The following is a 23,911-nucleotide window of genomic DNA, read 5'->3' on the forward strand; positions in this document are numbered from 1 at the left end:
CGCCAAGCTCGTCGGCCATGACGCTGGCCCCGTGCGTGCCCCGCTGACCGACCTGACCGGCGAAGAAATGGAAATGCTCAACGCCCTGATCAAGAAGCTCGGCCCCCAGTAAGCCACCGCCTCCGCAAGACCCGACGCCCTCCCGACGGAGGGCGTTTTTCATTTGCGGCGCGCTTCCAAGCAACCAGCAGTTGGCGGATTTCGCGCTGTATGTTGTCATACGGCTATCCTTCTTGCGGTCTGCGGCCAGAGGCCAGACCGCCGCTTTCGGGCCGGACACCCGAAGGCGGCACAGCGTACACTTGCGGCTCCGGCCGCTGGACTACGGCCTGCTTTCCGCCTTACCTATAAGAGAGACGATGCAAACTCCTGCCCGGCCCCGCCCGCGTTCGCGCCTGACTGACGTGGTGATCGAGGAACTGAACAAGCGCCTGGATGCGCGCCTGTACCGCGCTGGCGACAAGCTTCCCTCGGAACATCAGCTGTGCGACGAGTTCGACGTCAGCCGCACCGTCATCCGGGAAGCGGTTGCCTCGATGCGCCTGAGCGGCCGCCTGGTCAGCAAACCGGGCATCGGCGTGTTCGTCACGGAAGACCGCGAAAAGCCCATCGACTTCGTCATCGAGCCCGCTGCGGATCCGCGCTGGGCGCTGCACATCATGGAATTGCGCGCCGGGCTTGAGGTCGAGGCCTGTGGGCTTGCGGCAGAGCGCCGCACGGCCACCGACCTCAGCGGCATCATCGAAGCGTTCGACGCCTTCAACCGCGCCACCCGCGACATGGAAGCGGCCGTCAAGGCGGATTACGAATTCCACCTGTCGATCGCCAAGGCCTCGAACAACCCGCACTTTCCGGCGCTGCTGAAGGCCGCTGTGCGCGACGTGATGCTGGACCTGAACATCAAGCACGGCGGCAAGACGCCCGAAGAGCTTGAAACCTACGAGACGCGCAACGTGCGCGAACACGAGGCCATCCTGACCGCCATCATGCGGCGCGACCCCGGCGCCGCGCGTGCCGCGATGGCGCGCCACCTGGGCGACAGCATTGCGCGCTACCGCAAGCTCTTGTCGCAGGCGCCCGCCCAATAAGGGCACGGCGCGCTGGCGGCTCCCCTGCTGCCGACGTCGGTCCCCCGCGCAGGCTCAACGCCTTGCGCCTCAAGCATCAGGCATAAGGAAATTACGGGATTCCCCTTACTTGCCTACTTGTATGACGGCTGCCATCATACGTCTTATGACTTAGCGTCGCGCTTTGCCGCCAGATGGGTGGCCCGGGCGCCCCGCTACCGTATGACCCTCGTTGTACAAGTGCCGCCGATGAGCCCGATCCTTTCCCTTCGCACGACGTTCCACCGCTACGCCACGCGCATCCATCGGCATATCACCTGACCGGCCTTCCGGTCATCTGCGGCCCTGCCGCAAATCTCCCCTTTCCGTACCCGTCCGCTTACGCGGCACCGCTAGCTCCGGCCCTTGTCCGGGGTGCGCCGGCGCACGCGTGAATGGTCCTGACTCCCCCGCTTATCCCAAGCGCTTTCCGACCTCCCAGGAGCAATCTCCATGCGTAAGTTTCTGACCACCGCCGTTGCGGCGACCCTGCTGTGCGTCGCCTCCGGCGCCCAAGCCGGCGTGACGTTCGATGCCGTCAAGAAGAAGGGCTTTTTGCAGTGCGGCTTTGCCGGCATACCCGGCTTTTCGGTGCTGGACAGCAAGGGCGAATGGACGGGCCTGGACGTGGACATGTGCCGCGCAGTGGCCGCCGCCCTGTTCGGCGACGCCTCCAAGGTCAAGGGCAACGTGCTGACCGCGCAAGCCAAGTTCACCGCGCTGCAATCGGGCGAAATCGACATGCTGTCGCGCAACACCACGCAGACGCTGACCCGCGACACCACGCTGGGCCTGATCGGCGTGGGCGTGAACTTCTATGACGCGCAAGGCCTGATCGTCAAGAAGTCGATGAACGTGAAAAGCGTGAAGGAACTGGACGGCGCCACGATCTGCGTGCAGCCGGGCACCACCACCGAACTGAACCTGGCCGACTACTTCCGCAGCCGCGGCCTGACCTTCAAACCGGTGCTGGTCGAGAACTACGACGAGAACTTCCGCCTGCTGGAATCGGGCCGCTGCGACGCCTACACCAACGACAAGTCGAACACCGCCGCCAACATGCGCACGCGCCTGGCCAAGCCGGACGACTGGGAAATCCTGACGGAGAACCTGTCCAAGGAACCGCTGGGCCCCATGGTCCGCCAAGGCGACGAGCAATGGTTCAACGTGGTGCGCTGGTCGCTGAACGCCATGCTGGAAGCCGAGGAATACGGCATCACTTCCAAGAACGTGGACGAGATGCTCAAAAGCACCAACCCCAATGTGCAGCGCATCCTGGGCGTGACGCCGGGCATGGGCAAGAACCTGGGGCTGGACGACAAGTGGGCCTACAACATCATCAAGCAGGTCGGCAACTACGGCGAAAGCTATGACCGCGCCATGGGCAAGGACAGCCCGCTGAAGCTGGAACGCGGCCTGAACAAGCAATGGACCCAGGGCGGCCTGATGTACGGCTGGCCGGTGCGCTAAGCCTTTCTCGTGCGCGGCTTTGCCGGACCGGCAAAGCCGCTTTTCTCTTTACCCGCAAGCCTGGCCGCGCGCCGGCCCGCCTATGCCTTATTACGTTGTAACCATGAACAGCATCGTCAACGCCCGCCTGAAACAGATCAAACCTTCGCCCAGCATGGCCGCCAAGATCGTCGTCGACGAACTGCGCCGCCAAGGCCGTGAAATCGCCGACTTCACGCTCGGCGAGCCCGACATGCCCACACCCGCGCACATTGCGCGCGCCGGCCAGGAAGCGATCGCCGGCGGCGACATCCGCTACACCAGCCCCAACGGCACGGTGGGCCTGCGCCGCGCCATCGCCAACAGCCTGGAATTGGGCCTGGGCGTTTCCTACGGCATGGACCAGATCACCGTGGGCGCCGGCGCCAAGCAGATCATCGGGGCCGCGCTGACGGCCAGCCTGGAGCCGGGCGACGAAGTCATCGTGTGCGCGCCGTACTGGGTGTCATACCCCGACATGGTGCTGCTGAACGACGCGAAACCCGTGGTCGTCACCGGCCCGGAGTCGCAGGGCTTCAAGCTGGACGCCGCCACGCTGGAAGCGGCCATCACGCCGCGCACCCGCTGGCTGATCCTGAACTCCCCCAGCAACCCCAGCGGCGCCGTGTACAGCGCCGCTGAACTACGCGCCCTGACCGACGTGCTGCTGCGTCACCCGCAAGTCTGGATCTTGAGCGATGAGATCTACGCGCCCTTCTGCTACAGCGGGCAGTCGCATGCTTCCCCCGTGCAGGTCGAGCCCCAGTTGATCCCGCGCACGCTGATCGTCAACGGCATGTCCAAGTCCTACGCAATGACCGGCTGGCGCATCGGCTACGGCGCCGGCCCGGCTGACCTGATCAAGGCGATGAGCACGGTCATGTCGCAAAGCACGTCGTGCCCCAGCGCGATCTCGCAAGTCGCCGCGCAGGCCGCCCTGGAAGGCGACCAATCCAGCGTCACGCAGATGGTCGACATCTTCAAGGCCCGCCGCGACCTGATCGTGCGCCGCCTGAATGACATCCCCGGCATCTCTTGCGCCATGCCCGACGGCGCCTTCTACGTGTACGCCAACGTGCAGGGCCTGATCGGACGCACGGGTCCCGCCGGCGAATTGAAGACCGATCTGGACGTCAGCCTGTTCTTCCTGCGCGAAGCGGGCGTAGCGGTGATCGACGGCGGCTCGTACGGCCTGTCGCCCTATGTGCGGTTTTCGTTCGCGACGTCCACCGAGGTGATCGAACAAGGCATGGACCGCCTGGCCGCCGCCGTCAAAGCCCTGATGGCGGACTGAACCGTGGCCAAGCACAGAGACCAACCCTCGGTGCGGCGGCCGCCGCACCGGGTCTCCTGGAACGACCCGGCCACGCGCGCGCTGGTCTACCAGGTGCTGGCCCTGACGCTCGTCGGGACCGGCATCTGGTTCCTGGTGCACAACACGCTCCACAACCTGTCGATGCGCAACATCGCCACCGGCTTCGGCTTCCTGAACCGCGAAGCGGGGTTTGCCATCGGCGAATCCGTGATCGCCTACGGGCCGGCGGACACCTATGGCCGCGCCATCTTCGTGGGCGTGCTGAACACGCTGCGGGTGGGCCTGCTTGCGCTGGTGGCCGCCACGCTGCTGGGCGTCCTGATTGGCGTCGGCCGGCTGTCCAAGAACTGGCTGGTGGCGAAGATCACGTCGGTGTATGTCGAGGTGATGCGCAACGTGCCGCTCTTGCTGCAGCTCTTCTTCTGGTACGCGCTGATCACCGAGAACATGCCCGGGCCGCGCCAGGCGCACAACCCGCTGCCGGGCCTATTCATTTCCAACCGCGGCCTGAAAGTGCCCGGGCTGGAAGGCGCTTCGCTAGACTGGGTCCTGGGTGGATTGGCGCTGGCCATCATGGCTGTCCTGTTCCTGGGCCACTGGGGCACGAAGCGGCAGGAAGCCACCGGACGCGTGTTCCCGCTGGGCCGCGCGGCACTCGGGCTGCTCGTCCTGCTGCCCGCGCTGGGCTGGCTGGCAAGCGGCGCATCCCTGACCCTGGACATGCCGGAATTGAAGGGCTTCAACTTCACGGGCGGCCTCACACTGACGCCGGAGTTCGTGGCCCTGTTCCTGGGCCTGACCGTCTACACCTCGGCGTTCATCGCGGAAGTGGTGCGTTCGGGCATCCAGGCCGTGAACAACGGCCAGTGGGAAGCCGCCGGGTCGCTTGGCCTGCCGCGCGCGAAGGTCCTGCGCCTGGTGGTGTTGCCGCAAGCCTTGCGCGTGATCATCCCCCCGATGACCAGCCAATACCTGAACCTGTTGAAGAACAGTTCGCTGGCGGTCGCCATCGGTTATCCGGACATCGTGTCGGTGGTGAACACCACGCTGAATCAGACCGGCCAGGCCATCGAGGGCATTCTCATCATCATGGGCGCCTACCTGACGGTCAGCCTGTCGATCTCGATATTCATGAACTGGTACAACAAGCGCATCGCGCTGGTGGAGCGTTGAGATGAGCAGCACTACGCACTCTTTCACCGAAGCCCTGCCCCCGCCCAGCACCCAGGTGGGCGCCTGGGCCTGGGTCCGGTCCCGCCTGTTCTCGTCGCCGCTGAACCTGCTGATCACCGTGCTGCTGGCGTGGTTCCTGCTGATGGCGTTGCCGGCGCTGGTGGAGTGGGCTTTCCTGAAAGCCAACTTCACCGCCACCAACGCCATGGAGTGCCGGGCCTCGGTCGGCGGCGCCTGCTGGGCGTTCATCGTCGAGAAGCACCGCTTGATCCTGTTCGGCACCTATCCGTTCGACGAGCAATGGCGCCCCCTCGCGGCCACGCTGATCCTCGGGGCGGTGATCGCCTGCAGCGGCATGCGCCGTTTCTGGAACGGCAAGCTGGCCCTCATCTGGACCGCAGGCCTCTCCGCCGTGGCGCTCCTGATGTGGGGCGGCGTGTTCGGCCTGACGTACGTCGAGAACTCGCGCTGGGGCGGCCTGCCGCTGACGCTGATCCTGGCCACGTTCGGCATCGCCTTCGCCTTCCCCATCGGCGTGCTGCTGGCGCTGGGCCGGCGGTCGAAGATGCCCGCCATCAAGACGCTGTGCGTCGTGTACATCGAGCTGATCCGTGGCGTGCCGCTGATCAGTCTGCTGTTCATGTCGTCGGTGATGCTGCCGCTGTTCCTGCCGGAAGGCTTCACCATCGACAAGCTCTTGCGCGCGCAGATCGCCATCATCATGTTCGCGGCGGCCTACATCGCGGAAACGGTGCGCGGCGGCTTGCAGGCCATCCCGAAAGGCCAATACGAAGGCGCCGACTCGCTGGGCCTGAACTACTGGCAGCAGATGCGCAAGATCATCCTGCCGCAGGCGCTGAAGATCGTGATCCCGCCCCTGGTCGGCATTTTCATCAGCCTGTTCAAGGACACGTCGCTGGTGGTGATCATCGGCATCTTCGACCTGACGCTGGCGGCCAAGGCGGCCCTGTCCGATGCGGCCTGGCGGGGATTCGGGGTGGAGGCTTACCTCTTCATCTCGCTGATCTACTTCGCCTTCTGCTATTCCATGTCCAAATACAGCCAGGCGCTTGAAAAGCGGCTGGCCACCGGGCACGCGCGCTAAAGCCGCGCCACCCGGTAACCCTTTACGGAGACCAAGCATGTCGGATTCCATTATTCGATTGCAGGGCGTGAACAAGTGGTACGGCCAGTTCCACGTGCTGCGCAACATCAACCTGGACGTGGCGCCGGGCGAACGCATCGTGGTGTGCGGGCCGTCCGGCTCGGGCAAGTCCACGATGATCCGCTGCATCAACCGCCTGGAAGAGCATCAGCAGGGCCAAATCATCGTGGACGGCACCGAGCTGACCAATGACATCAAGCACATCGAGACCATTCGCCGCGAAGTGGGCATGGTGTTCCAGCACTTCAACCTGTTTCCGCACCTGACCGTGCTGGAAAACCTGACGCTGGGCCCCATGTGGGTGCTCAAGCAACCGCGCGCCCAGGCCGAAGCCACCGCCATGAAATACCTGGAGCGCGTGCGCATTCCAGACCAGGCGAAGAAATTTCCCGGCCAGCTGTCGGGCGGCCAGCGACAGCGCGTGGCGATCGCGCGCTCGTTGTGCATGAACCCCAAGGTCATGCTGTTTGACGAACCGACCTCCGCGCTGGATCCGGAAATGGTCAAGGAAGTGCTGGACGTGATGGTGACGCTGGCCCAGGAAAGCGGTATGACGATGATCTGCGTGACCCACGAAATGGGTTTCGCGCGCAAAGTCGCCAACCGGGTGATCTTCATGGACCGCGGCGAAATCATCGAACAGAACAGCCCCGACGAGTTCTTCGACCGCCCGCAAAATGAAAGGACGCAGCTCTTCCTGAGCCAGATCCTGCACTGACCGGGACCCGCCGCCTTCACGATGAAGGCGGCATTTTTTTGGGCGCCCCCTACGCCCGATACGGACGTATACCCATATACATATGTGATATCGGTATTTTCCAGAAGGATGGCAGTCTTCTAGGATTCCCGGATTGTTCGTTTCTCTTCCGCTGGAATCGCCTTGCCCCGCCTGAGCCCCCTGGATCCCGCCAAGCTGGATCCCGCTACTGCCACCCTCTTCAATCAACTGCTGCAGGACTACGGCCCCTACGCCAACATGCTCAGCGCCTTCGCGCCGCGGCCCCCGGCGTTGAAGCACTTCTTTTCCTACCTTGTGCAGTCGCGTGAAGACGGCTTGATCTCGCCGCGCCATCTGGAAATCGCGCTGCTGACCGCTTCCAAGGCGCACGCCTGCCACTATTGCGTCACGCTGCACACGCCCAAGCTGGCCGCGCAGGGTATCTCGCAGGAGGCCATCGACCGCCTGCTCGAGCCCGAGGTGCCCGGCCTGGACGAAAAGGACCTGGTCGTGCGCGACTACGCGGTACTGGTCACGCTGACGCCGTCGCAGGTCAGCGACGCGTTCTACAGCCGCCTGCAAACGTTCTTCAATGAAGAACAGATCGTGGAACTGACCATCCGCATCGCGCTCTGCAGCTTCTTCAAGCGTTTCAACGAAGCGCTTGAGGTGCCCCACGAAGACGTGGTGGCGCTGGAACTGGATCATGGCGCGGCCTAGGGCGGCCTGAAATCCATACCGCCATGAGCCCTGCCCCTGCTTTAAAGCTGGAGATCCGCAACCTCTCCAAGCGCTTTGTCACCGAGACCGGCCCCGTCCAGGTGCTGGACGACATCAGCCTGAACGCCGCCAGCGGCGAATTCATCAGCATCATCGGACCGTCGGGCTGCGGCAAGTCCACCTTGTTCAACATCCTGACCGGCCTGCTCGAGCATGACGCGGGCACGATCGCACTGGACGGCAAACCGCTGCCCAACCTGCGCGGACGCGTCGGCTACATGCTGCAACGCGACTTGCTCATGCCCTGGCGCACGGTGCTGGACAACGTGCTGGTCAGCCTGGAACTGCGCGGCACGCCGCGCGCGGAATCCGTGGAATTGGCGCGCGACTACCTGAACACCTTCGGCCTGCTGCCCTTCCAGGACAGCTATCCGAAGGCGTTGTCCGGCGGCATGCGGCAGCGCGTAGCGCTGGCCCGCACGCTGTTGCCCGATCCGGACGTGCTGCTGCTGGACGAGCCGTTTTCCGCCCTGGACTACCAGACCCGGCTGTTCCTGGAATCCATGCTGGCCGATACCGTCAGCCAGAAAGGCAAGACCGTCGTGCTGGTCACCCATGACATCGACGAAGCCATCGCGCTGTCCGAACGCATCTTCGTGCTGAGCGCCCGCCCGGGCCGCCTGAAAAGCGTGCACGACATCGCGCTGGGCACACGCTCGCCGCTGGAGGCCCGCCACGACAGCCGCTTTCCTGCCTACTTCGACCTGCTTTGCCAGGAACTCGACATACAGACCGGTCGCAAGGACGGGACCCACGCATGAACCAGCCTTCCGTTTCCGCCGCCCCGCGCCTTGCCGCCGGCGGCACGCGCCCTGCCCGCCCGGCGGGGTTCCGCGTCCCGGTGCTGGCGACCCAGCTGTTGATCCTTGCCGTGCTGTTCGGCGCATGGGAAGCGGGCGTGCGCACCGGCGCGGTGTCGGGCTTCCTGTTCGGCTCGCCCGCCGGCGTCCTGCAAGCCGCCTGGAAAATGATCCAGAACGGCGAATTGTGGGAACACGCCAACTACACCTTGTGGGCGTCGGCCGTGGGCTTCGTGGCCGGGACCTTTCTGGGCACCGTGCCCGGCCTGGCCCTTTGGTATTCGCCCTATGCCGCCCGCGTGGTCGAGCCTTTCCTGGTGGCGATCAACAGCGTGCCCAAGATCGCCTTCGCGCCGCTGGTCATCCTGTGGTTCGGCACCGGCGTCATCTCGAAAGTGGCCCTCTCGGTGTCGCTCACGTCCATCGTCGCGCTGCTGGCCGCATTCCAGGCCGCCAAGGACACCGACCCCGACATCCAGAAAATGATGGTGTCGCTCGGCGCTACCCGTCGCCAGATCTTCCGCAAGGTCGTCGTGCCGTCGGCGTTGCCCGCCATCATCAGCACGTTCCGCATCAACATCGGCTTTGCGCTGGTGGGGACAGTCGTCGGTGAATTCATCTCGTCCAAATACGGACTGGGGCATGTGATCTTCGTCGCCTCGTCCCTGTATGACCTGAACACGGTTTGGGTCGGCATCTTCTCGCTGATGCTGCTGGGTTTTGTCCTGTATGCCGGGGTGGACATCGCCGAAAAGCGCCTGCTGCGCTGGAAAGACCAAACCTACGCCACTCAATTCAAACTTTGACCGCGCCTGCGCGGCGCTCTCCTCGACCATGAAAACAACGCTCTCCGTACGGCTGGCCACGGCCGCCGCCGCCTCGCTGCTGTCCGTCACCGCCTTCGCCGCCAACGACCGCGCCGTCGTGTCGGCCGCATTCAAATCCGTGTTCTACCTGCCGGTCTATTTCGCGGAAGAGCACGGCTACTTCAAGGACGAAGGGCTGGACGTGCGCATCGACGTGGCCTCGTCGTCGACCAATGCGCTGGCCGCCGTCATTTCGCGCAGCGCCGACTTTTCCCTCCACGGCCCCGAATGGACCGCCATTTCATTCGGCCGCGGCGCGCCCGTGAAGGTGGTGGGCGGCACCCTGAACCGCCTGGGCGTCTGGCTGACCTGCAAGCAAAGCTTCACGTTCGACGGATTCAAGAGCCTGAAAGGCGCCACCGTCGCCACCGGCGCCATGCCCACGACCAGTTCGTCGGCATTCCTGAAGCTGGTCAAGAACGCCGGCTTGGACCCCAAGCGCGACCTGGACCTGCTGGAAGTGCCGCTGGGCAACGAGATCGGCCCGTTGAGCTCGGGCAAGGCCGACTGCGCCGTGCTCTACGAACCGGGCGCGTCTCAGGCACAAGCCCAGGGGTTCAAGGTCGTGTCCGCGTTCTCGCGCGAGATCGGCCCGTACACGTTCTCGGCGATTTCCACGCGGCAGGACATTTCGCCGCAGGTGTCGCAGAAGTTCGTGTCCGGCATCGACCGCGCCCTGAAGGAAATCCGCAAGGATCCGGCAGCGGCGGTGGCAAGCGGGCTCAAGCTGTTCCCCAACCTGGATCCGGCCGTCGTGCGCGCCTCGGTGCAACGCCTGATCGATGACGGCGTGTTCGCCGATTCCGTTGCCGTGCCCGAGCAGGCGCTGAAAGACGCGCTGCAAACGCAAATCGACCTGGGCAACCTGGACCGCATCCCGCAGGACCCGAAGTGGCTGGACCTGGGATACGCGCAGCAGATCTCGGGCAAGGCGTACTGAGGCGCCGCTCAGTACCGGTGACGTATGCCTGCCGCATACTGCGATTGATGCCACGAAGGGTCCGTCCAAGCCCCCCGCATGTAGCCAAAGACCGCATACAGATTGGTGCGCTTGGACAGATCGTATCCATATCCGGCCGAGTAGATCTGCTGGGTGTGCGTGGCGCCATCCGCGGCCAATGCTCCACCGCCCGGCAGGCTTGCCTGCCAGGACGCCATGACGGTGCTGGCACCTGACCGCCACGCCGCCCCGGCCATCGCTGCGTTCACCGTGCCTCCGGGAAAGTAGGCGCGCTGTCCCGGCGAAACCACTGCGGGAATCGTCGACCCGTCACGCATATTGGACCAGCCTGCATAAAGCGTAAACGCGCCCAGCGCCACACGGGCCGCCAGCGTGTAGGCGTTGGGCTGACGCGTGCCGCCAGCCTGGGCCATCGCGGCTGCCTGGGCGGTACCGTTCGCCCAACGTGCGCCTTCATAGGTCGCCGTGACCGCGTAGCCAGCGCGCTCATAGATCAGCGCAGCGCTGTACAGCTTGTTGGTGGATGCCGTCTGAAAGCCGCCACCGTCATAGTCCAGGCTGATGTCGGCCCCCGCGCGCAGGCCTCCCGCCGACGGCGTCCAGTACGCGACGGTGTTGTCGGCGCGGTTCGCGTTGTAAGGCAGCAGCGCCGTCTGCGCACCCGCAATCAGGTAGGAGGCCTGGAATGCGTCATAGTCAGCCAACGTGGCGGACGACACCGACGTCTGCCGGCCCAGCCGGAGGTCGCCGAATCCGCCCGATACCCCCACCCAGGCCGCTCGTCCGAACAAGCGCCCGCCCTGCGCCGACCTGCCGTTGTTGGCAAGCATCCCGCTTTCCACCTGGAAGTTTGCGCGCACGCCGTTTCCAAGCGCTTCACTGCCGCGCAGACCCCAGCGCGATCCGGACTGCACGCCCGATTGCATGTTCAGCGCCGTGCCGCGTTCCTGCGTCGAGAAACCCGCCAGACTGAGGTCAACTACGCCATACAGTGCCACTGGCTTGTCCGCCTTGGCGCACCAAGGCGCCATCAGCGCGACCACGCCCGCCGACAGCTTGCGAAAACGCATTGGCGGCCTCACAGGTACTTCAACCAAACGATGTCGCGGCGCCGCGCCTTCAGGCGGCCGAACGCGCGCACCGGCCAGTACAGCGCCACCGCCAGCAACATGGAGATAAGCCAGATGCTCGCGATACTGTCCACGCCGAAGTACTTGCCTTGATTCAGGCCCCACACGCGCTCACCCGCCAGGTACAGCGCCTTCAGCACGTACAGATGCAACAGATAAAAGAACATCGGCGCGGCGCCGAACACGCACAGCACGCCGACCCAGGCGGCGGCCTGCACCCGTTCGATCAGCGCCAACGCGCAGACACCAAGTCCCAGCGTCAGAAGCAGGAACATCAAGGACGGCGGATACTTGGTGATGTTCAGAAAGCTCATCGCCGTATGCAGTACATCGCTTTGCACTGCCCACTGCTGGGCCTGGCCATATCCGTTGAACGCGCGCAACGCGACGAAGGCGGCGATCGACGCCAGACCCGCCGTCCACAGCCGCCGCTGACGCCAAGCCGCGTCAGCGTCCTTCTGGAACCATGGCCCCGCCGCATAACCCAGCGCAATCACGCCGATCCAGGGCAGCAATGGGTACGACGTGCGCAGACGCAGGGTGTCGCCCAGTTCAATCCAGCCACGATCATGCAGCACCGCCCAGGGCACGTGCATCGCCTGCCCCGGCGCAAAATGAATGCCGTCCAGTGCATTGTGGCCCGCCACCAACACGATGCCCACGGCGATCAGCGCGGCCCGCGGCAGCCACAGCAACGCGGACAACACCAGCATGCACAGGCCGATCACCCAAATTACCTGCAAGTACACAATGGACGGCGGGAACTGGAACGTCCACGCGAAGTTCACGGCAACCACTTCCAGGACCACCAGAAACAGGCCGCGGGTGGCAAGAAAACTCGAAACAGCATGTCGGCTGCAAGTCTTGGCGCAATAGAGCCACGCGGACAGGCCCGTTAAGAAGACAAACACCGGCGCGCACAGATGGGCAAGCAATCGGGAAAAGAACAAGGCCGGGTCGGTCGCCACGACATCCATGGGGTCACTGACCTGATGATGCAAAAAGAACGTCTCGCGCACATGGTCCAGCAGCATGATGACGATGACAAGGCCGCGCAGGGCGTCGATCGCGCGCAAGCGCGCGCCGCCGGCTGCGGCGGAAGCAGGAAGGGAAGATGCCATGGGAGATACGCGGAAAACTGACCGTGACGGGTCGCGGCCAAAATCAGGGCCGGGTGAATGTTTGCGCAGAATTGTAATGTAATAACATTACTTAGCCAATAGAAATTACGATTGCCTGAATCTACGCTGCCCTATCGGGCGCGCGGGGTGCCGCAAGATCCACGCGGAAGACGGTGCCGCGCCCCGGCGCCGATTGCAGCGACACGCGCCAGCCCTGATGCGCGCAGATGCGCTGCACCAGCGACAGGCCCAGCCCCAGGTTGCCGGCATCCGGTTGTTCGCCGCGCACGAAGGGGCTGAAGACGGCCTCGTGGCGCTCGGCGGCGATGCCCGGCCCGTCGTCCGCCACCTGCATGAAGTCGGGCCCGGCCGTGATCACGACGCTGGCTCGCGGACCGGCGTACTGCAGCGAATTGCGGATCAGGTTGGACAGCACGGCACGCAAGAGCGGCGCCGGGAATTGCAGCGCCGGGGCCTCGGGCTGCGCCACCTCCAGCGTCAGGCGCATGTCGCGGCGTTGGGCCACGGCACTCCAGGCCGCCAGTTGCCCCCGCGCCGCGGTGTGGGCGCTTTCGCGTGCAAAGCGTTCAGCGGCGTCGCCGCCGCGGGCCAGCATCAGATAGGTATCCAGCCTTTCGCCCATGTCGGCCGCCGCCGCTTCGATGCGGGCCAGACGCGCCTGGCCGCTGGCGTCCAATGCCTGTTCCTCGCGCAGCAGTTCGCACGAACTGGAGATCACCATCAGCGGCGTGCGCAATTCGTGGCCGACGTCCGCGGTAAACAGCTGTTCGCGGCGCAGCGCCTGTTCCAGCTGGTTGTACGTCGCGTCGAAGGCGGCGGCCAGTTGGCCGATTTCGTCCGGCGGATAATCTTCGGCCAGCCGCGTCTGCGGCGGCTGCGCGCCCCGCGCGTTGACCTGCGCCGCCAGCCGCGACAAGGGCCGCAAGAGTCGCCGCGTGGCCAGGATGCCCAGGATGAACGCCAGCGCCAGGCTGCCCGCCAGCCCGCTGACGGCCGTCCAGTGCGACGCCACCTGGCTTTGTTCATAGTCCGTGTAGTCGCGCAGCAGCATGTAGCGCTGGCCGTCCTGGTCATCGACCATCACGTGCCAAACGCGGCCCTCGCGTTCGATCTTGTGGAAACCCGGGTTCAGCCGCCGCAGCCAGGCGGGAAAGGCTTCGCTGCCGGGGTCGCCATGAAAGAAGCGGTTGGGCCGGCCGGGGTCGATGCCCGCCAGGAAATCGCCGCGCACCCGCTCCACCGCCATCCCCATGTCGATGCGCTGCAAGTGGGCCTCCAGTTTGCCCACGCTCCAGACCGACAGCCAGGAAAGCAGCCCCGCCACCAGCAGGGCCAGCACCACGTAAGTCAGCACCAGATGGCGCGCCAGGCCGCGCCGGGCCAGCGGCCCCGTCCGCTTAGGCATCGTCAGGCGCCCGGAGCTGATAGCCGATGCCGTGCACGGTGTGCAAGAGCGCCGTGTCATACGGTTTGTCGACCACGTGGCGGATCTGGTGGATATGCGTGCGCAGGCTGTCGCTGTCGGGCGGCGAATCGCGCCACAAGGCCTCTTCCAGCCGCGCACGGTGGACGACCGACGGGCTGGCGCGCATCAGCAGCGTCAGCAGTTGCAGCGGCGACGGCGGCAGGCGCAGCGTCTGGCCGGCGCGCGTCAGTTCCAGCGTGCCCGTGTCCAGCGTCAGGTCGCCCACGCGCAGCACGCGCGTGGCGCTCGCGCCGCTGGCGCGATGCAGCAGCGCCTTCACCCGCGCGGCCAGCTCCGCCAACGCAAAAGGCTTCACCAGGTAATCGTCCGCGCCCGCGTCAAAACCCGTCAGCCGGTTGCCCAGCGTATCGCGCGCGGTCACCATGATTACCGGGGTATCGCACGCCGCTTCGGTCCGCAGGCGGCGACAGAGTTCATAGCCGTCCAGCCGCGGCAGCATCAGGTCCAGCACGATCAGGTCGAAGCTGCCCGAGGCCGCCATCGCGTAGCCACGCTGCCCGTCTTCGGCGCAATCGACGATGTAGCCGCGCCGCGTCAGATGATGCGTGATGTTCGCCAGGATGTCAGGGTCGTCTTCGATGACTAGAACGCGCATGCAAGCCCGCAGGGAATGGAAATCAGTCTCATATTGTATGTGCCCGCCTGCCCTGGGGCGCCGCGCTCCCTCCCCGCTTGCGGCGCGCACACCACACCGCGCTCGTCTTAACGCTTTCTTGAGATGGCTTGGCGGACACTGCGTGTCGATAAGAATGGTTCGCGTTACCTGCAACCCTGCGGGCAACGGCGCAACCCGGGATTTTTCGATGCGTGCGATCAAGCTCTTCCGTGCGGCCGTGGCCGCCACTGCCCTGTTTTGCGCCCTGCCCGGCGCCCAGGCCCGCCAGGTCACCGATCTGGCAGGCCGCGTCGTCACGGTGCCCGACCACCCCAAACGCGTGCTGCTGGGCGAAGGCCGCTTCGTCTTCGCCATGGCCCTCTTGGACCGGAAGGATCCCGTGGCCCGCGTGGTCGGATGGCAAGGCGAGCTGAAGCAGCAAGACCCCTATTCGTGGACCCAACTCGTCAAGCGCTATCCCAAGGCGGCCGACGTGCCGCTGATCGGCAAGACGTCGGAAGCCAGCGTCAGCCCCGAAAAGATCGTGTCGCTGCAACCTGATGTGGCGGTGTTCAGCCTGAGCGGCCACGGCCCCGGCCGCAACAACCCCATGATCGCGGCGCTGCAGGCGGCCGGCATCCCCATCGTGTTCATCGATTTCCGCCAGCACCCGGTGGAGAATACCGTGCCCAGCATGCGCATCCTGGGCCAGGCGCTGGACCGGCAGGCAGAGGCCGACGCCTACATCGCTTTCTATGAAGACCATCTGGCCCGCGTGCGCAAGATCGTCGACCCCGTGCCGCAGGCGCAGCGCCCGCGCGTGTTCGTGGAAATGCTGGCAGGCGTGTGGCCCGCCTGCTGCCACACCACCGGCAACGGCAGCTTCGGCGACCTTCTAAAAACCGCCGGCGGCGTGAACGTGGCCGCCCCGGTGCTCCCGGGCGCCATTGGCGACGTCAGCCTGGAATTCCTGCTGGACGCCAAACCCGACGTCTATATCGCCACCGGCAGCCGTTCCGAACCAGGCCGCCCCGGGCTGCTGGTCGGCCCCGGCGCCGCTGCCGCGGTATCGGCGGACAGCCTGTCCACCCTGCTTGGCCGCGACGGCATCCGCGACCTGGACGCCGTGAAGCAGCACCGTGCCTACGGCATCTGGCACGCGTTCTACAACTCGCCCTACAACGTGGTCGCCATCGAAGCCATGACGAAATGGCTGTACCCGGAACGCGCCGCCGCGCTGGACCCGCAAGCCTCGCTGGACGCGCTGTACCGCCAGTTCCTGGACGTGGACAACGCGGGCACCTATTGGACGGCGCCGGCCGCAGCCCCTGCCCGATAGGCGCATCATGCTCAGCACCACCACCGCGGCCGCGCCTGCCATTGCCGCCGCCCCGGAAGACCCCATCGCCGCCTACCGGCGCACCGTCCGCAAGCGCCTGCTGCTGACGGCCGTGCTGGTGCTGGCCATTGCCGCCAGCCTGCTGGCCGACATCGCCAGCGGCCCCGCCGCCCTCTCTCCTGCCGACTTGCTGCAGACGCTGCTGCATCCCGATACGGCCAGCGCCGGCACGCGCGTCATCGTCTGGCAGTTCCGGCTGCCGTACGCCTTGATGGCGCTGCTGGTGGGCGTGGCGCTGGGCCTGGGCGGCGCCGAGATGCAGACCATGCTGGACAACCCCCTGGCCAGTCCCTACACGCTGGGCGTCTCGGCCGCTGCCGCCTTCGGCGCGTCGCTGGCCATCACGCTGGACTGGCACCTGCCCGCCTTGCCGCCCGGCATGGTGGTGTCGATCTCCGCCTTTGCCTGCACCCTGGTGTCGGTGCTGATCCTGGAACGCGTCGCCCGGTGGCGCGGTGGGTCGACGCTGGGCGTGGTGCTGTTCGGTATCGCGCTGGTGTATTCCTTCCAGGCGCTGGTGATGCTGCTGCAATTCGTGGCCAGCGAAGAAGCCCTGCAGGGCATCGTGTTCTGGACGATGGGCAGCCTGGCGCGCGCCAACTGGACGACCGTAGCCGTCATGGCCGCCGCGATCGCCGTGGCCGTACCCTTCTCGATGCGCGACGCCTGGAAGCTGACCGCCGTGCGCCTGGGCGAAGAGCGCGCCGCCAGCTTCGGCATCGACGTCCGCCGCCTGCGCCTGGTCAGTCTGCTGCGCGTCAGCGCGCTGGCGGCGCTGGCCGTGTCGTTCGTGGGCACCATCGGTTTCGTGGGGCTGGTGGCCCCGCACATCGCCCGCCTGCTGCTGGGCGAAGACCACCGCTATTACCTGCCGGGCAGCGCGCTGGCCGGTGCCCTGATCCTGTCGCTGGCCTCGGTCGCGTCCAAGACCGTCCTGCCCGGCGCGTTGATTCCCGTCGGCATCGTGACGTCGCTGGTCGGCATCCCGTTCTTCCTCACCATCGTCGTGCGCGCTCTCAAGCGCGCCTGACGCCCCGCATCCCCTAAGGAGATCTCCCCGATGCAATCTCGCGTGTGCTTCACCCTGGCTGCCCTGCTGATGGCCGGCGCCGCCCATGCCGCCCCCGACGCGTGCGCCATCGACGTAGAAGGCCGGCCCGGCAAGCAGTTCGGCCCTGACCATATCGTCGTGCCGGCCACCTGCCAGGCGTTCACGGTGCGCCTGATCCACACGGGCAAGAACAGCAAGGAAAAGGCCGGCCACAATTGGGTGCTGACCAAAACCGAAGACATCGATGCCGTGATGGTCGACGGCATCAAGGCCGGGGCGGAACACGACTTCCTGGCGCCTGGCGACGCCCGCATCCTGGCCAAGACCCCGATGCTGGGCGGTGGCGAAACCGCGACGGTGACGTTCCCCGTCAGCCGCCTGCGCGCAGGCCAGCCCTACACCTACTATTGCTCGTTCCCGGCGCACGCCCAGCACATGCGCGGCACGCTGGTGCTGCAACCCTGACGATGACCTCGCTGCACATACGTGGGCTTACCGCCGGCTACGGCGGCAAGCCGGTGCTGCAGGCGCTTTCCGCTGCTCCGCTGGCGGAAAGCGCCGTCACCGCCCTGCTCGGCCCCAACGGCAGCGGCAAGTCCACGCTGCTGAAGACGCTGGCGGGCTTGAATCCCGTCATGCGCGGCGAACTGCTGCTGGACGGCGAAGACCTGGCGCAAGCGGCGCCTTCGCGCCGCGCCGAACGCGCCATGTACATGCCGCAGGCGCTGCCCAAAGGCGTGCACATGACGGTCTTCGAATCCGTGCTGGTGGCCGCCCGCTCGGGTCGCCACGGCGCAGGCGGCCAGGACCTGATGCGCGACGCCATGGCCGTCATCGCGGACCTGGGCATCGCCACGCTGGCCAGCCGCTACCTGGACGAGCTGTCGGGCGGCCAGAAGCAACTTGCCTCGCTGGCCCAGGCCCTGGTGCGCCGCCCGCGCCTGCTGCTGCTGGATGAGCCCTTGTCCGCGCTGGACCTGAACTACCAGTTCCACGTCATGGATGTGCTGCGCCGGCAGACGCGCCAGCACCGGCTGATCACGCTGGTGGTGCTGCACGATCTGAACATCGCGCTGCGCCACGCCGACCACGCGCTGATGCTGCACGGCGGTGTGATCGAAGCCGAAGGCCTGCCCGCCGAGGTCGTCACGCCGGCGACATTGCGCCGGGTCTACCGCGTGCAGGCCCGCGTGGAGCGCTGCCCGCAGGGGCAGGCTCAGGTCCACGTGGACGGACTTGCCGGGGCGTAAAGGCGATATCCGAAGGCGGTATATAGTCACCGCTTAGCCTTCCCAGGGAGCCGACCGATGTCGAGAGGCCGCATCATGGCGTTTTTTCTCAGCATGCTTGCCGCGCCCGCAGGCGCGTCCGTGATCTACGACAACCATGGGCTGGTGGTGGAAGTCACGACCAGCGGCCGCAGCGACTGGAACACCGGCCAGCGGCAGAACACGCGCAGTACGACGATCACCTTCCAGGGCAACAAGCTCTGCGGCCCGGAGGTCGGCAAGCTCCTGTACCCGGGCGGCAAGGAAACCGCCGCTGGCGCGTTCTTCTGCGCGGGCCCCGCCAAGGCGCTGGAGACGGACGCGGTGCTGGCCTACTTCAACAGTTCCAGCACGGATCCCGTGCTGGCCCATTTGCAGGTCGTCAACGGCGCCCTGCGCGTGAACCGTCTGGCGCTGTCCGACAAGCGCGACCGCGACCGCCCGAACGGCACGCGTTTCGAAGCGGCCCGGCTGCCGGGTTGGACGCGGGTCGAAACGGCCTGGAATGAAACCGTGATGATCCGCCACGCGCCGCTCAAGGCGCTGAACCTGGGCGCCGGCAAGCTGCTGGACGTGGACGGCGACGTGGCCTATCTGGCCATCCCGCCCGGGCGCGACGTGGTCGTGGTGCAGCCCGCCACGCAAGTCAAGGACGCCCACGGCTACCAGCAGTACGTGCCCGAAATCACCAAATTCGTGGATGCGCCGATCGCGTTCCGCGCCGTGCGCATGAGCGACGGCCGCGAACTGGCGCGGCTGGAATTCAAGGACACGTGCCTGAGCCTGCCCGCGCTCGGATTCAACCAGCCCGACCCGCTAGCCACGTCTTCCACCCGCCCCGACGTGGCCTTCGACGACGTGCCGGCCTGGCGCGCCCGCACCCTGCAACTGACGCAGGCGCAGGGCCGCGCCACACTGACATTGCAGCCCGGCGTGTCCCTGCCCGCCAAGGCCAACTGCAAACCGGGCTGACGGCAGGCCCCACCGTCCGGCCGCGCGTTCAGATCAGGAACTGGCGATAGGCCTCGTTGCCGGTTTCCTCGAAATGGGCGTAGCCCAATTGCAGCAGGAAAGCGTCCAGCGCCGCGCTGTCGGCCAGCGGCGCCTGGATGCCCACCAGCGCCGAGCTGAAGTCCGCGCCCTGGTTGCGGTAGTGGAACAGGCTGATATTCCAGTTGGGCGCCATCTCCGACAGGAACTTCATCAGCGCGCCCGGACGTTCCGGGAACTCAAAGCGGAACAGCCGTTCGCCGGCCGCCAGGGGCGAACGGCCACCCACCATGTAGCGGATGTGTTGTTTGGACACTTCGTTGTTCGTCAGGTCGTTGACCGAAAACCCCTGCTCTTCCAGCGCCGCCGCGATGTCGGCCGAGTCCCCGCGGCGCGCGATCTGCATGCTGACGAAGATGTGCGCGGTCTGCGCATCGGCAATGCGGTAATTGAATTCCGTCACGCTGCGCTGCCCCAGGACGCGGCAGAAGCGGCGAAAGCTGCCACGCTCTTCGGGCACCGTCACGGCAAACACGGCTTCACGCGCTTCGCCGACCTCGGCCCGGTCGGCCACGAAGCGCATGCGGTCAAAGTTCATGTTGGCGCCGGAGGTGATGGCTACCAGCGACAGCCCCTGCGCGCCCTCGCGTTCCACATACTTTTTCAAGCCCGCCACCGCCAGGGCGCCCGCGGGCTCCAGCACGCTGCGCGTATCCAGGAACATGTCCTTGATTGCCGCGCACACGGCATCGGTGTCCACCAAGATCACTTCGTCCAGATACTCGCGGCACAGGCGGAAGGTCTCTTCGCCCACCAGCTTGACCGCCGTGCCGTCCGAAAACAGCCCCACTTCCGGCAGATTGACGCGCTCGCCCGCCTGCAGCGATTGCGCCATCGCGCAGGAATCCTCGGTCTGCACGCCGATGACCTTCACTGCCGGGTTCACCGTCTTCACATAGGCCGATACGCCCGCCGCCAGGCTGCCCCCGCCGATCGGCACGAAAATCGCATGGAGCGCGCCGGGATGCTGGCGCAGGATTTCCATGCCGACAGTGCCTTGGCCCGCGATCACGTAGGGGTCATCGAAGGCCGGGATGAAGGTCAGGTCCTGTTGCTGGGCCAGCGTTTGCGCGTGGGTGTAGGCATCGCTGTAGGAATCGCCCGCCTGCACCACGGTGACGGTCGGGCCGCCGTGGGCGCGCACGGCGTCCACCTTCACCTGCGGGGCCGTTTGCGGCACCACGATGATGGCGCGCACGCCCAGCTTGGCAGCCGAAATGGCCACGCCCTGCGCATGGTTGCCGGCCGACGCAGTGATCACGCCGCGGTCCAGCGCCGCTTGCGGCGTGTTGCGCATCTTGTTGTAGGCCCCGCGCACCTTGAACGAGAAGACGGGCTGGTTGTCTTCGCGCTTGAGGTGGACCGTGTTGTTCAGCCGCGCCGATAGGCCACGCGCGGGGTCCAGTTCGGTTTCGCGGGCAATGTCGTACACGCGGGCGGTCAGGATCTGGCGCAGGTATTCGATGGGCGAAGCATTGCCTTGCTGGAAGTCCGTAGTGTCAGCAAGGGAGTCGGCGGGGGTGCAAGCGGGCATGGGGTTCTCTGCGTTGGGATACTTACTTGCCTTGCAGAGGCGGCCACAAAAAACCCGCCTCGTGGGGCGGGTGGCTGTGACTGACTGCGGTCGCGCGCTAACCCACCATTCCAGGAATGATGGTAATAATCAGCGAAATGCGGACGGCGCGGGAAGTCATGAACCGCAGCTTGCGCCCGCCGCGAAAGTTTGTCAAATCGCCCATAGCAGGCCGGCTTCATCCTGACTCGATGCACCATTCGCGTGGGAAGCCGCCACGTTAGGCCCTATTGCCCACACATTGCCGGCCGTTGAGGCCTCAGGCGCTTCCAAGCATGGCGCATTCGTTGCCAAAATTCGGCTATTGGGCCATATCGAGGCCGTATTGATGCGATATCGAGCCCATAAGACGGCCTTTTGCGGTCATTTCCCCGCGCGCCGGGCGTATCGCGGTATTACAATGTTCAATTCGTGGCAGTCGCACCATCCCAGAATGGCCCGGTAAACCGGCCATCAAATAAAGGGCGGGCGCCGGCCAATTTGGACAGATCCAGGTCGTTGATCCGCGTCTGCCCATACGAACCCACTCTCGATAACATCTACCGGCGTACGCCGCTTAGCATGTTCGGGTTTGCGCCAAAAGCGCCTGAAGCCGAACAGATTCAAGGATCATGTCTCTTACTCCGAAGATTATCTATACCCTCACCGATGAAGCTCCGGCGCTTGCAACCCGTTCGCTGCTTCCCATCGTCCAGGCTTTCGCCAAACCCGCAGGCATCACGGTCGAGACGCGCGACATCTCCCTGGCCGGCCGCATCATCGCCCTCTTCCCGGACTACCTCGAAGACAGCCAGAAGCTCTCTGACGCCCTGGCTGAACTGGGCGCGCTGGCGGTCCAGCCCGAAGCCAACATCATCAAGCTGCCCAACATCAGCGCCTCGATGCCCCAACTGAAGGCGGCCATCAAGGAACTGCAGGAGCAGGGCTACAAGCTGCCGGACTACCCCGACGCTCCCGCCAACGACACCGAGCGCGACGTCAAGGCGCGCTACGACAAGGTCAAGGGCAGCGCCGTGAACCCGGTCCTGCGCGAAGGCAACTCCGACCGCCGCGCCCCGCTGTCGGTCAAGAACTACGCCCGCAAGCACCCGCACAAGATGGGCGCCTGGTCGGCTGATTCGAAGTCGCACGTGGCCCACATGTCCGAAGGCGATTTCTACGGCACTGAAAAGTCGGCCCTGATCGCCGAAGCCGGCGACGTCAAGATCGAACTGACGGCCGCCGACGGCACGAAGACCGTGCTGAAGGAAAAGACCCCGGTCAAGGCCGGCGAGATCATCGACGCCGCCGTGCTGTCGACCGCCAAGCTGAAGTCCTTCCTGCAGGCCCAGATCGACGACGCGCGCGCCACCGGCGTGCTGTTCTCGGTGCACCTGAAGGCCACGATGATGAAGGTCTCCGACCCCGTCATCTTCGGCCACGTCGTGTCCGTGTTCTACAAGGACGTGCTGGCCAAGCACGCCGCGGTGCTCAAGCAAGCCGGTTTCGATGCCAACAACGGCATCGGCGACCTGTACGCCAAGATCCAATCGCTGCCCGCTGACCAGCAGGCCGCCATCACCGCCGACATCGACGCCGCCTACAAGACGCTGCCGCAACTGGCGATGGTGAATTCCGATAAGGGCATCACCAACCTGCACGTGCCCAGCGACGTCATCGTCGACGCGTCCATGCCCGCCATGATCCGCGACTCGGGCAAGATGTGGAACGCCGACGGCCAACTGCAAGACACCAAGGCCGTCATCCCTGACCGCAGCTACGCTGGCGTCTACCAGGCCGTCATCGACGACTGCAAGAAGAACGGCGCCTTCAATCCGGTCACGATGGGCAGCGTGCCCAACGTCGGCCTGATGGCCCAAGCCGCCGAAGAATACGGTTCGCACAACAAGACGTTCGTCGTGCCCGCATCGGGCACCGTGCGCGTTACCGACGCCTCGGGCAAGGTCCTGCTGGAACAAGCCGTTGAAGCGGGCGACCTCTGGCGCATGTGCCAGACCAAGGACGCCGCGATCCAGGACTGGGTCAAGCTGGCCGTCACCCGCGCCCGCGCCAGCAAGACGCCCGCCGTCTTCTGGCTGGACGAAAAGCGTGCCCACGACGCCCAGGTCATCGCCAAGGTCAAGCAGTACCTGAACGACCACGACACCAGCGGCCTGGACCTGCGCATCCTGGATCCGGTTGAAGCCACCAAGTTCTCGGTCAAGCGCATCCGCGAAGGCCTGGACACGATCTCGGTCACCGGCAACGTGCTGCGCGACTACCTGACCGATCTCTTCCCCATCATGGAACTGGGCACCAGCGCCAAGATGCTGTCGATCGTTCCGCTGGTTGCCGGTGGCGGCCTGTTCGAAACGGGCGCGGGCGGTTCGGCGCCGAAGCACGTCCAGCAGTTCCTGGAAGAAGGCTTCCTGCGCTGGGATTCGCTGGGCGAATTCATGGCCCTGGCCGAATCCCTGGATCACCTGGGCCGCGCGTACAAGAACCCGACCGCCCAGATCCTGGCCAAGACGCTGGATCAGGCAACCGCCAAGTTCCTGGACGAAAACAAGTCGCCCGATCGCAAGGTCGGCGGCCTGGACAACCGCGGCAGCCACTTCTACCTGGCCATGTACTGGGCCCAGGCCGTGGCCGCGCAAACCGACGACCGCGCACTGGCTGCCCAGTTCGCCGGCGCCGCTGGCGCATTCGCCGAAAGCGAAGCCAAGATCGTTGAAGAACTGAAGGCGGCCCAAGGCAAGCCGGTCGACATCGGCGGTTACTACCAGCCGAACGAATCGAAGGCCAGCCAGGCCATGCGCCCCAGCGCCACGCTGAACCAGGTGCTGGCCTCCATCGGCTAAGCCCC

General features: G+C 65.7%; 21 protein-coding genes and 1 pseudogene. 17 read left to right on the plus strand and 5 right to left on the minus strand.

What is annotated here, in order from left to right; genetic code table 11:
* The 11 genes and pseudogenes from CEY09_RS31895 to CEY09_RS07015 all read left to right on the plus strand — a co-directional run.
* Nucleotides 1-112, plus strand: a pseudogene (locus CEY09_RS31895) (5-dehydro-4-deoxyglucarate dehydratase); the annotation flags it as partial.
* 247 nt (nt 113-359) lie between these two features.
* The gene (locus CEY09_RS06970; protein ID WP_006223014.1) at nt 360-1,088 is read left to right on the plus strand and encodes a FadR/GntR family transcriptional regulator; all 729 of its coding nucleotides are present in this window, start codon (nt 360-362) and stop codon (nt 1,086-1,088) included.
* 471 nt (nt 1,089-1,559) lie between these two features.
* Entirely contained in the window at nt 1,560-2,576 is a 1,017-nt protein-coding gene (locus CEY09_RS06975; RefSeq protein ID WP_088588064.1) for an amino acid ABC transporter substrate-binding protein, read from the plus strand.
* A 103-nt stretch (nt 2,577-2,679) separates the two neighbouring features.
* Nucleotides 2,680-3,888, plus strand: a complete 1,209-nt coding sequence (locus tag CEY09_RS06980; RefSeq protein WP_006223016.1) for an aminotransferase class I/II-fold pyridoxal phosphate-dependent enzyme — start codon at nt 2,680-2,682, stop codon at nt 3,886-3,888.
* A 30-nt stretch (nt 3,889-3,918) separates the two neighbouring features.
* Nucleotides 3,919-5,082 (plus strand): amino acid ABC transporter permease, encoded by a 1,164-nt coding sequence (locus tag CEY09_RS06985; protein WP_175216732.1) that lies wholly within the window; start codon nt 3,919-3,921, stop codon nt 5,080-5,082.
* Nucleotide 5,083: 1 nt separating this feature from the next.
* On the plus strand, nt 5,084-6,187 hold the full coding sequence (locus tag CEY09_RS06990) for an amino acid ABC transporter permease (protein ID WP_088588066.1): 1,104 nt from the start codon (nt 5,084-5,086) through the stop codon (nt 6,185-6,187).
* Nucleotides 6,188-6,224: 37 nt separating this feature from the next.
* On the plus strand, nt 6,225-6,965 hold the full coding sequence (locus CEY09_RS06995; protein ID WP_088588067.1) for an amino acid ABC transporter ATP-binding protein: 741 nt from the start codon (nt 6,225-6,227) through the stop codon (nt 6,963-6,965).
* 162 nt (nt 6,966-7,127) lie between these two features.
* A complete protein-coding gene (locus tag CEY09_RS07000) occupies nt 7,128-7,685 on the plus strand; it encodes a carboxymuconolactone decarboxylase family protein (RefSeq protein WP_088588068.1) in 558 nt (185 codons plus the stop codon).
* A gap of 23 nt (nt 7,686-7,708) precedes the next feature.
* Entirely contained in the window at nt 7,709-8,506 is a 798-nt protein-coding gene (locus CEY09_RS07005) for an ABC transporter ATP-binding protein (RefSeq protein WP_088588069.1), read from the plus strand.
* A complete protein-coding gene (locus tag CEY09_RS07010) occupies nt 8,503-9,351 on the plus strand; it encodes an ABC transporter permease (RefSeq protein WP_088588070.1) in 849 nt (282 codons plus the stop codon). The genes CEY09_RS07005 and CEY09_RS07010 overlap by 4 nt, the downstream gene beginning before the upstream one ends.
* Before the next feature lie 28 nt (nt 9,352-9,379).
* Entirely contained in the window at nt 9,380-10,351 is a 972-nt protein-coding gene (locus tag CEY09_RS07015; RefSeq protein WP_088588071.1) for an ABC transporter substrate-binding protein, read from the plus strand.
* An 8-nt stretch (nt 10,352-10,359) separates the two neighbouring features.
* On the opposite strand, the gene CEY09_RS07020 is transcribed toward CEY09_RS07015, so the two are convergent.
* The 4 genes from CEY09_RS07020 to CEY09_RS07035 form a co-directional block, all read right to left on the minus strand.
* Complete coding sequence (locus CEY09_RS07020; protein WP_088588072.1) at nt 10,360-11,442, minus strand: porin; 1,083 nt, start codon at nt 11,440-11,442, stop codon at nt 10,360-10,362.
* A gap of 8 nt (nt 11,443-11,450) precedes the next feature.
* Complete coding sequence (locus CEY09_RS07025) at nt 11,451-12,623, minus strand: acetyltransferase domain-containing protein (protein ID WP_088588073.1); 1,173 nt, start codon at nt 12,621-12,623, stop codon at nt 11,451-11,453.
* A gap of 121 nt (nt 12,624-12,744) precedes the next feature.
* Nucleotides 12,745-14,049 carry a sensor histidine kinase gene (locus tag CEY09_RS07030; RefSeq protein WP_088588074.1) on the minus strand — a complete coding sequence of 435 codons (1,305 nt, stop codon included), beginning with the start codon at nt 14,047-14,049 and terminating at the stop codon, nt 12,745-12,747.
* Complete coding sequence (locus CEY09_RS07035; protein WP_088588075.1) at nt 14,042-14,725, minus strand: response regulator transcription factor; 684 nt, start codon at nt 14,723-14,725, stop codon at nt 14,042-14,044. Before CEY09_RS07035 ends, CEY09_RS07030 begins: the two co-directional genes overlap by 8 nt.
* 208 nt (nt 14,726-14,933) lie before the next feature.
* On the opposite strand from CEY09_RS07035, the gene CEY09_RS07040 reads away from it, so the two are divergent.
* From CEY09_RS07040 to CEY09_RS07060, 5 genes are all read left to right on the plus strand, one after another.
* Nucleotides 14,934-16,064, plus strand: coding sequence for an ABC transporter substrate-binding protein (locus tag CEY09_RS07040; protein ID WP_088588076.1), 1,131 nt, complete (start codon nt 14,934-14,936; stop codon nt 16,062-16,064).
* 7 nt (nt 16,065-16,071) lie between these two features.
* Nucleotides 16,072-17,154, plus strand: a complete 1,083-nt coding sequence (locus tag CEY09_RS07045) for a FecCD family ABC transporter permease (protein ID WP_088588077.1) — start codon at nt 16,072-16,074, stop codon at nt 17,152-17,154.
* 30 nt (nt 17,155-17,184) lie between these two features.
* Nucleotides 17,185-17,640 (plus strand): azurin, encoded by a 456-nt coding sequence (gene azu, locus CEY09_RS07050; RefSeq protein WP_088588078.1) that lies wholly within the window; start codon nt 17,185-17,187, stop codon nt 17,638-17,640.
* A gap of 2 nt (nt 17,641-17,642) precedes the next feature.
* Nucleotides 17,643-18,425 carry an ABC transporter ATP-binding protein gene (locus CEY09_RS07055; protein WP_088588079.1) on the plus strand — a complete coding sequence of 261 codons (783 nt, stop codon included), beginning with the start codon at nt 17,643-17,645 and terminating at the stop codon, nt 18,423-18,425.
* A 75-nt stretch (nt 18,426-18,500) separates the two neighbouring features.
* Nucleotides 18,501-19,415, plus strand: coding sequence for a hypothetical protein (locus CEY09_RS07060; RefSeq protein WP_088588528.1), 915 nt, complete (start codon nt 18,501-18,503; stop codon nt 19,413-19,415).
* Between the two features lie 28 nt (nt 19,416-19,443).
* Here the strand turns inward: CEY09_RS07060 and ilvA are convergent, their stop codons facing one another.
* Nucleotides 19,444-21,027 (minus strand): threonine ammonia-lyase, biosynthetic, encoded by a 1,584-nt coding sequence (gene ilvA / locus CEY09_RS07065; protein ID WP_088588080.1) that lies wholly within the window; start codon nt 21,025-21,027, stop codon nt 19,444-19,446.
* A gap of 650 nt (nt 21,028-21,677) precedes the next feature.
* On the opposite strand from ilvA, the gene CEY09_RS07070 reads away from it, so the two are divergent.
* Nucleotides 21,678-23,906 (plus strand): NADP-dependent isocitrate dehydrogenase, encoded by a 2,229-nt coding sequence (locus CEY09_RS07070; RefSeq protein WP_088588081.1) that lies wholly within the window; start codon nt 21,678-21,680, stop codon nt 23,904-23,906.
* Nucleotides 23,907-23,911 lie beyond the last annotated feature (5 nt).

It is taken from the genome of Achromobacter marplatensis (assembly GCF_002209535.1).
In the GTDB taxonomy this organism is placed as follows: domain Bacteria; phylum Pseudomonadota; class Gammaproteobacteria; order Burkholderiales; family Burkholderiaceae_B; genus Achromobacter; species Achromobacter marplatensis.